The sequence below is a fragment of the Vibrio sp. 03-59-1 genome, from assembly GCF_013114135.1.
GTDB classification, from domain to species: domain Bacteria; phylum Pseudomonadota; class Gammaproteobacteria; order Enterobacterales; family Vibrionaceae; genus Vibrio; species Vibrio cortegadensis.
In genome coordinates this window covers 68688-76800 of sequence record NZ_VTYA01000017.1, presented here as the reverse complement: position 1 = coordinate 76800, position 8113 = coordinate 68688, and the positions used below count along the sequence as shown (strand labels likewise).

Genomic DNA, 8113 nt, shown 5'->3' with positions numbered 1-8113 from the left:
GGCAAAAGAATGGTGCCGACTACCGGAGTCGAACTGGTGACCTACTGATTACAAGTCAGTTGCTCTACCTACTGAGCTAAGTCGGCACACTAAATTCTTTGCTTTCTTACTGATGTTTCTTGTTACTACAATTGACACCAATAATATAAATCATGGTGCCCGGAGGCGGAATCGAACCACCGACACGAGGATTTTCAATCCTCTGCTCTACCGACTGAGCTATCCGGGCAACGGGGCGCTATTAAACTGATTTTCTGCCTTACCGTCAATAACTTTTTTAAAATAAATCGAAATTAGTTGTTGTTCGCTCTCTTTTTAAGCGAGTGTGCTATTTAGGTTCCACCAGAGTTAAATTCTTTCTTGTATTTCGTTACTTTTTCTAAGTACCTGCGTGATTCTTTGTTTGGATGCTTTTTGGTTAACGCCCAGTAAACTTGATTAGGTTGCAGTGAATTGAGATCGTTCATCGCTCGTTTTCTGTTTTTGCTGAACGTATTGAGAACGCCACCGGTTCCACCGTTGTAAGCTGAGATCATGCTGTACTCTAAAGAGATGGGATGATTAACGCTCTTAAGGTAACGGTTTTTTAAGATATAAAAATACGCGGTTCCGGTATCAATATTGGTCTCAGGGTTAAATAAATACTCAGGCGAAGGTTGGCCTGATTTATTTTTGACTAGCTTAAATACATCTCTACCTGCCGTTTTGGGTACTACTTGCATAAGACCATACGCATTGGCCCAGCTAACCGCATAGGGATTGAAGCTGCTTTCTGTTTTTATAATGGCGTAAATCAAATCTTCTGGAATGTCATATTTTCTAGAGGCGCGACGGACAATATCTTCGTATTTGTAGCTTCTCTTATCTGCATGATCAGCCACCATTGGGATTTCAACATAGTAAGCTTTTTTGAAATCGACGTTCTTTACTTTGAGGTTATTGGCAATAAGGTAATCAGCATATTTGTTGGCTCGCCATGACCATTGAATAGGTTTTTTTTCTTGATCGACAACCTGCTTATAAAGAAAAGGTTGCCCTTCGAGCTTGATATTTTTCGATGAGAACAGGTCTACATTAGCAGGATCGTCAGGTGTAAGAAGAGTGGTAACAATCGCATTTTTTAGGTGTTGTTTAGGATCGGTAGGCGAAACCGTTTCAACAATAATTTGACCTTTGCTGAAATTAACCTCTGATCGACTGAGGTAATTGTCTATATATTTCACATAGTTACTTTTTCCAGCGATCTTTATCCCTTTGCTTCCCCAGCGTTTTTCTATGTTACCTGAGAAGCTGTTGATCAGAGCATCTAGTGCTCCAGTATCTTTCTCAAATTGACCTGGTAATTCAGCAAGGTTGCCTGCAAAACGGTTAGTGGGTTCATAATTGACATCATATAAACCTTCGATGAATTCTCGGCTGCAACCAACAAGTGACATTGAAATAAAGAAATAGACTAGCTTTTTCATACGCTCCTCAAATAAAAATGACACCATGCCATAGCGTGAAAACTAGGCAATGATGTCATTATTCACATCAGATAGAAACTGAATTACTCACTCGGTGGAGTATAACCTTCGATTACGACTTCTTTTCCTTCAAAGAGAAAGTTAACCATTTCAGTTTCAAGAAGTTTTCGATGTTCAGGATCCATCATATTGAGTTTCTTTTCATTAATCAGCATCGTTTGCTTACTCTGCCATTGCGCCCAAGCTTCTTTTGAAATGCTGTCAAAAATGCGTTTACCTAAGTCGCCAGGGTAAAGTTGAAAATCCAACCCGTCAGCTTCTTTGTTTAGTCGAGCACAAAATACAGTGCGGCTCATGGTGACTCCTTAATTTATTGATGGGTATTTAATTCAAAAGGTAGGCTTTCTAATAACTGCTTTACGGGAGCGGCTAAGCCAATTTCTTCAGGTTGAGACAAGTTATACCAGAGACCTTTAGTCCCTTCCATTATCAAATTTGGTTGTTTATCTAATTTTACTAATACAGGCGTGATATCTAAGTGGTAGTGGCTGAACGTATGTCTAAACGCAATCATTGTCTTGACCGAATCGGTTTCATTGTCTTTGATTGAGCGAAGATCTAACTGATGTTCGATCTCCGCGTTTTCATTTTGAGGGAAACAGAACAGTCCTCCCCAGATACCAGTTTGAGGGCGTTGTTCGAGCCATACTTGATTGTCGTGGTATAGAATCACAAACCACGTTTCTTTTATTGGCTTTTCTTTCTTAGGCTTCTTGCCTGGGAAATCGAGCTGTCTATCGAGTTTCTTAGCTTCACACATGCTTTCAATTGGGCACAACGTACATTTAGGCTTGCTACGAGTACAAACTATCGCCCCCATGTCCATCATCGCTTGGTTGTACTTATCAACGTTTTTGCTTGGAGTATGTGTCTCTGCGTGTTCCCAAAGCTGGCTCTCGACTCTCTTTTGCCCGGGCCAACCTTCTACTGCGAAGCTTCTCGCCAAGGTGCGCTTGACGTTGCCATCAAGGATCGCATGGGGGAGTTTATGAACCGAAGACAGCACTGCTGCGGCAGTAGATCGTCCAATGCCTGGTAGCGCGTTCATCTCTTCTATAGAAAATGGAAATTCACCACCATATTGCTCGGCAACAATCTTGGCGGCCTTGTGCAAGTTACGAGCACGGGCGTAATAGCCCAATCCAGTCCATAAGTGCAACACTTCATCTTGTTCAGCATTGGCTAAATCAATGACTGTCGGAAAACGTTCAAGAAAACGCTCATAATAGGGGATAACCGTGGTTACTTGAGTTTGTTGGAGCATGATCTCCGATAGCCAAACGGTGTAAGCTGTTTTATTTTGTTGCCATGGAAGGTTCTTCCTACCGTAGGCGTCATACCATTTCAAAATGGCGTTTGCGAATGGGGTCACGACAAGCTCGATGTTTTACTTTTATTAGGTCTAAAATTGCACCACAATTAACACTGGATGTAAAACAGACAAATTGTATGGGTATTTATCGATAGAAAGACTTGCACCAGAGGCAATTCTTTGGATAATCCCCGCTTTGATTAATCAATGTGCAGGCAAAAACCAATGAGTGAAGTGACCACTAACGAATATACTGAAGATGGCAAACTGGTTCGAAAGATCCGTAGTTTTGTTCGTCGCGAAGGCCGCTTAACAAAAGGCCAAGAGAACGCGATGAATGAATGTTGGCCAACAATGGGTATCGATTACAACCCAGAACTTCTTAACTGGAAAGAAGTATTTGGCAACGATAACCCAGTTGTACTAGAGATTGGCTTCGGTATGGGTGCATCACTGGTTGAAATGGCAAAGAACGCGCCTGAGAAAAACTTCTTGGGTATCGAAGTTCATAGCCCGGGTGTTGGTGCATGTTTAGGTACTGCTCGTGATGCGGGTGTCACCAACTTACGCGTAATGTGCCACGATGCAGTAGAAGTATTCGAACACATGATCCCAGATAGCAGCCTGCATACTCTGCAACTGTTTTTCCCTGACCCATGGCACAAAGCTCGTCACCACAAACGTCGTATCGTTAAGGCTGAGTTCGCAGAGATGGTTCGCGGTAAGCTTCAACTTGAGTCTGGTATTTTCCACATGGCGACTGACTGGGAAAATTACGCAGAGCATATGATTGATGTGATGAAGGTTGCGCCTGGTTTTGAAAACATCGCGGCGGAAGGCGATTACATCCCTCGTCCTGATGAGCGTCCTTTAACTAAATTTGAAGCACGCGGTCACAGACTTGGTCACGGTGTTTGGGATATTAAATACAAGCGCGTAAAGTAGCGCTATCGAGTAATCAATACTCGGGCTTGTAGTCCAGAATTAGAAAGCCAACATGATTGAATATGTTGGCTTTTTTGCCCTTTGAACTCTACAAATTAATAAAAATAATAGGTCGAAGATGAAGCCGACAGAACAATTGTTGACGGATATTCTAGAAGAAGTTCGTCCATTGATTGGCAAAGGGAAAGTTGCTGATTATATTCCTGCTCTTGCAAAAGTATCGAACCAGAAACTGGCAATGGCGGTCTATACCAATGATGGTGAAGTGATTAAGTCTGGTGATGCTGATGAAGCTTTTTCGATTCAATCTATTTCGAAAGCACTTAGCTTAACGCTGGCGATGGTGCTTTATAAGCCAGAAGAGATCTGGGATCGTGTTGGAAAGGAGCCTTCTGGTCAGGCATTCAATTCGATGATCCAGCTTGAGATGGAGCAAGGTATTCCTCGCAACCCATTTATTAATGCAGGTGCTATCGTGGTGGCAGACTTGCTCAGTAGTCGCCTCTCTGCCCCGAGACAACGTTTATTAGAGTTTGCACGCCAACTGTCGGGTGATACTCATATTGTTTATGACAAGGTCGTAGCGGCTTCAGAAATGATGCATAGCGATAGAAATGCAGCCATCGCTTACTTAATGCGTGCTTTTAGTAATTTTGATAATGACGTCATTCCTGTGTTGAATAACTATTTCCATGCCTGCGCACTAAAAATGAGTTGTGTGGATTTGGCAAAAACCTTCAGCTACCTTGCTAATAAAGGCGTTTCGGTACAAACCAGCAAACAGATAGTTACGCCAACACAGACCAAACAGTTAAACGCGCTTTTGGCTACCTGTGGGCTTTATGATGGAGCTGGGGAATTTGCATATCGAGTTGGTATGCCAGGGAAGTCAGGTGTTGGTGGCGGGATTATTGCGATCGTTCCAGGAGAAATGACCATTGCTGTCTGGTCTCCAGAGCTCGATCCGTCAGGAAACTCTTTGGCTGGCACTCAAGCATTAGAGCTATTTTCTGAAAAAATTGGGCGTTCGATTTTTTAATGTTAGTAGAGATGTTCCCTAGCAAAACCAAAAGAGAACAAGGTACTTATTTCATTTAGAAAGAGTACCTTGAATCAAATCGTCTCTTAATACTTACTCTTCTGCCATAAACGCTTCTAGAAGGTCGTTAAGGAATAATTTTCCTTTTTCAGTGATCTGCCAATGAGTCTCTGATTGGCTCAAGAACTCTTTATCAAGCGCCCAATTAATCGTTGGTTGAATGCTTGCTAAACTTAATCCCGTAGTGTTAATGAAATCCTGTTTAGGGCAAGCTTCGAGCAATCTAAAGCGGTTCATGAAAAATTCAAATGGACGATCTTCCTTGGGTACTTCAAATTCGTCTGATAGATATGGCTTCACCATGTTCTGATATGCGGCTAAGTAGCCTCTAGGGTGCTTAACTTTGGTGGTACGAGTGATGCGCCCATCTGCAAAACTCAGTTTACCATGAGAGCCACAGCCAATACCTAGGTAGTCACCAAAGCGCCAATAGTTGAGGTTATGTTGACACTGGTATCCCGGTTTGCTGTAGCCGGAGATTTCATATTGCACATAGCCCGCATCATTGAGCTTTTGATGTCCACGTTCGAAGATATCCCACAAATCATCATCATCAGGTAGAGTCGGTGGCTTAAAGTGGAACATCGTATTCGGCTCAATGGTGAGTTGATACCAAGATAAATGCGGCGGATTAAGCTCTATAGCTTTGTCGAGATCTAGGAGTGCTTGCTCAATAGTTTGATTGGGTAAACCGTGCATCAAATCGAGATTAAAGCTTTTCAAACCAATCTTATGTGCCAGATGAGCGGCATTGATTGCTTCATCTTTTCCGTGAATTCGACCTAAGCGTTCTAGTTTCTCTTGCTCAAAGCTCTGTACCCCAATGGAGATGCGCGTAACGCCTGCTTTCTCATAACCAGCAAATCGATCTGCTTCAATAGTCCCCGGGTTGGCTTCCATTGTAATTTCAATATCAGATTTAAAGGTAATGCGCTGTTCTATGCCTTGTAACAAGCGCTGAATCTCTTCTGGCGATATGAGACTTGGAGTCCCACCGCCAATAAAGATGGAGTGCAGAGGGCGTGGGTTGTCGTTGAGTTGATAGCGATTGATGTCGGTATCGAGATCTTCTAGCAACGCATCAATGTATTCACGTTCAGGAATTTTTGATTTCAATGCATGCGAATTAAAGTCACAGTAAGGGCATTTTTGAACGCACCATGGGATGTGAACATAAAGACTTAATGCTGGTGGAATCAAAACCGCCGAATTGGAATCTATTGCCGCTGGGTTGGTCATTATTGATTTTTCTCTAATGCTGAGAATAAAGTTTTCAATGCTTTACCACGATGCGAAAGTTGCTTCTTACGTGTTGATTCTAGCTCGGCAGATGCGCATTGATCCTCTGGTACCCAGAAAATAGGGTCATAACCAAAGCCGTTTTCACCGTGAGCTTCTTCAAGAATACTTCCTTCCCATTTGCCGTGACAAACAATCGGGGTTGGATCGTTTTCATGGCGCATCAGAACGAGTACACAGTGAAAGCGTGCGCTACGTTGCTCAGTTGGAACGCCTTTCATTTCATTAAGCAGTTTTTCAAGGTTCTGTTGATCCGTTGCGTTCTCGCCAGCAAAACGAGCTGAATAGATTCCAGGCGCACCTTTCAGGAAATCGACCTCTAAACCTGAGTCATCAGCAATCGCAGGTAGGCCCGTTGCCTTTGCTGCATGGCGAGCTTTGATGATGGCATTCTCAATAAATGTCGTGCCAGTTTCTTCGGCTTCTGAAACGTTGAATTCGCTTTGTGAGAAAACCTCAAAGCCAAATTCAAACAGAAGATCTGCCATTTCACGTACCTTGCCTTGATTTCCAGTCGCTAATACTAATTTTTTCATAATGTTTTTCGTCTGTGTATTCGATAAAAATTGAAGGTTTACTCTTCAACGTAAAATTTTTGGCTGAAACGTAATGGGCCAGAACCCACGTTCCCAGCGTCAATATCAATCGTAAAGGTTAGATTATCTTCATGAGATATCGGAAATTCTGCAAGGTAATAAATAGCGTCACCCTCTTTGATTTCTTTAAATGATAGCGTCTTGATTTGCCCTATTAGGTTTTTGACCGAACCGTTCACTTTTGCTTGAGTCGCTGGCTTGCCAAGGGATGATTTGTCGAGCACGCTAATGTTTAAGATTGCAGAGTATCCATTACGCTTTAGCTCATAACTGCGAGCGACTTTTGGCGTTAAAAATGTCGAGTTGAATGCGACATAATGCACTTCTGCATCTTTAATGTTTTTGAACTGACCAGCCCAACTTGGGAAGGCGAGTAGGCTTAAAAGGGCTACCGTGATCCATTTGCTCATGATGTTCTCCTTACTCATTATTTGCTCTTAATAAAATGATAAAAAGCCATCATAGGATGGCTTGAATATCAGTAGGTATTTGGCTTGGTTCGCATATTCGTATCTGCTTGTGCCGTCCTAATTCGCCTTTCTCTATGACAACTAAGCCTTTGGCTACTTTGAATTGCTTCGCAAGGTACTTTGTCAGGTGGGCGTTGGCTTTACCATCGACTGGCGGAGCGGTGATCGCTATCTTTAGCTCCTCGCCATGTAACCCAACAATTTTATCTCTACTTGCTTTAGGCTGGATATAGAGCCGTAGCAAAATATCCTGCCCATCTTTCCAAGCCGCTAATGACATTATAGTTGGAACCAGACAGGGCCAATAATGTCGCCCATTAAGAAGTTAGCAAACTGAAGGCCAATAAATAGCACAAGCACGCTAAGATCAAATCCACCCATAGCAGGTAAAATACGGCGAATTGGCGCGAGCATTGGTTCTGTTAATTGATGGAATACATACTCTATTGGGCTACGACCTTGGCTTACCCAGCTTAATATTGCGCGTATAAGTAGAACCCAGAAAATCAGACCACCTGCTGCTTTCAGTAGTGATAATAAACCTAAGAATAGGAAATCGAGACTAAAACTAAACGCACCGTTAGACGCGATTAATACGAGTGCGACAAACTTAATCACACACAATACATAAGCAAAGATGACTGTAGCTAAATCAAGGCTACCAATAGATGGAATAACGCGTCTTAATGGAGCAACGATCGGTTGAGTCGCTTTCACGATAAATTGCGAAAATGGGTTATAGAAATCCGCCCGCGATGCTTGTAACCAAATACGTAAAATCACCACCATGATGTATAAATCAAAAACGGTTGATATTAGAAAACTCATTGAATTCATAAATAGCCCTTAAAACAGATAACTCGTAA

The 8113-nt window shown here is 42.5% G+C and carries 10 protein-coding genes and 2 tRNA genes; 2 read left to right on the top strand and 10 right to left on the bottom strand.

Translation table 11 applies throughout. The features are described 5' to 3' along the window. Positions 1–10 precede the first annotated feature (10 nt). The 5 genes from F0249_RS16350 to mutY all read right to left on the bottom strand — a co-directional run bounded on the left by F0249_RS16350 (position 11) and on the right by mutY (position 2898). Positions 11–86: transfer RNA gene (locus F0249_RS16350), tRNA-Thr, on the bottom strand. 67 nt (positions 87–153) lie between these two features. Then, positions 154–229 (bottom strand) — tRNA-Phe (locus F0249_RS16345). 103 nt (positions 230–332) lie between these two features. Then, on the bottom strand, positions 333–1466 hold the full coding sequence (gene mltC, locus F0249_RS16340) for a membrane-bound lytic murein transglycosylase MltC (protein ID WP_171757191.1): 1134 nt from the start codon (positions 1464–1466) through the stop codon (positions 333–335). An 83-nt stretch (positions 1467–1549) separates the two neighbouring features. Next, positions 1550–1822, bottom strand: a complete 273-nt coding sequence (locus tag F0249_RS16335) for an oxidative damage protection protein (protein ID WP_017052517.1) — start codon at positions 1820–1822, stop codon at positions 1550–1552. Between the two features lie 14 nt (positions 1823–1836). Next, positions 1837–2898 (bottom strand): A/G-specific adenine glycosylase, encoded by a 1062-nt coding sequence (mutY, locus tag F0249_RS16330; RefSeq protein ID WP_171757190.1) that lies wholly within the window; start codon positions 2896–2898, stop codon positions 1837–1839. A gap of 165 nt (positions 2899–3063) precedes the next feature. On the opposite strand from mutY, the gene trmB reads away from it, so the two are divergent. Further along, the gene (gene trmB, locus F0249_RS16325) at positions 3064–3783 is read left to right on the top strand and encodes a tRNA (guanosine(46)-N7)-methyltransferase TrmB (protein ID WP_171757189.1); all 720 of its coding nucleotides are present in this window, start codon (positions 3064–3066) and stop codon (positions 3781–3783) included. Between the two features lie 118 nt (positions 3784–3901). Continuing rightward, entirely contained in the window at positions 3902–4822 is a 921-nt protein-coding gene (glsB, locus tag F0249_RS16320; protein WP_171757188.1) for a glutaminase B, read from the top strand. A gap of 93 nt (positions 4823–4915) precedes the next feature. Here glsB and hemW read toward each other — a convergent pair whose 3' ends face one another. The 5 genes from hemW to F0249_RS16295 are packed head-to-tail and all read right to left on the bottom strand — an operon-like array spanning position 4916 to position 8084. Continuing rightward, positions 4916–6121, bottom strand: a complete 1206-nt coding sequence (gene hemW / locus F0249_RS16315) for a radical SAM family heme chaperone HemW (RefSeq protein ID WP_171757187.1) — start codon at positions 6119–6121, stop codon at positions 4916–4918. Then, entirely contained in the window at positions 6121–6717 is a 597-nt protein-coding gene (locus tag F0249_RS16310) for an XTP/dITP diphosphatase (protein ID WP_171757186.1), read from the bottom strand. Before F0249_RS16310 ends, hemW begins: the two co-directional genes overlap by 1 nt. 38 nt (positions 6718–6755) lie before the next feature. Further along, on the bottom strand, positions 6756–7187 hold the full coding sequence (locus F0249_RS16305) for a DUF4426 domain-containing protein (protein WP_171757185.1): 432 nt from the start codon (positions 7185–7187) through the stop codon (positions 6756–6758). Between the two features lie 49 nt (positions 7188–7236). Continuing rightward, a complete protein-coding gene (gene yggU / locus F0249_RS16300) occupies positions 7237–7527 on the bottom strand; it encodes a DUF167 family protein YggU (RefSeq protein WP_017054694.1) in 291 nt (96 codons plus the stop codon). After that, on the bottom strand, positions 7527–8084 hold the full coding sequence (locus F0249_RS16295) for a YggT family protein (protein WP_113795758.1): 558 nt from the start codon (positions 8082–8084) through the stop codon (positions 7527–7529). The genes yggU and F0249_RS16295 overlap by 1 nt, the downstream gene beginning before the upstream one ends. Positions 8085–8113: the final 29 nt, after the last annotated feature.

Bases quoted from the DNA above. Each gene is read 5' to 3' on its own strand.
- trmB (WP_171757189.1), top strand. From the start codon at position 3,064: ATGAGTGAAGTGACCACTAACGAATATACTGAAGATGGCAAACTGGTT.
- F0249_RS16310 (WP_171757186.1), bottom strand. From the start codon at position 6,717: ATGAAAAAATTAGTATTAGCGACTGGAAATCAAGGCAAGGTACGTGAA.
- glsB (WP_171757188.1), top strand. From the start codon at position 3,902: ATGAAGCCGACAGAACAATTGTTGACGGATATTCTAGAAGAAGTTCGT.
- F0249_RS16295 (WP_113795758.1), bottom strand. From the start codon at position 8,084: ATGAATTCAATGAGTTTTCTAATATCAACCGTTTTTGATTTATACATC.
- yggU (WP_017054694.1), bottom strand. From the start codon at position 7,527: ATGTCATTAGCGGCTTGGAAAGATGGGCAGGATATTTTGCTACGGCTC.
- mltC (WP_171757191.1), bottom strand. From the start codon at position 1,466: ATGAAAAAGCTAGTCTATTTCTTTATTTCAATGTCACTTGTTGGTTGC.
- F0249_RS16305 (WP_171757185.1), bottom strand. From the start codon at position 7,187: ATGAGCAAATGGATCACGGTAGCCCTTTTAAGCCTACTCGCCTTCCCA.
- hemW (WP_171757187.1), bottom strand. From the start codon at position 6,121: ATGACCAACCCAGCGGCAATAGATTCCAATTCGGCGGTTTTGATTCCA.
- F0249_RS16335 (WP_017052517.1), bottom strand. From the start codon at position 1,822: ATGAGCCGCACTGTATTTTGTGCTCGACTAAACAAAGAAGCTGACGGG.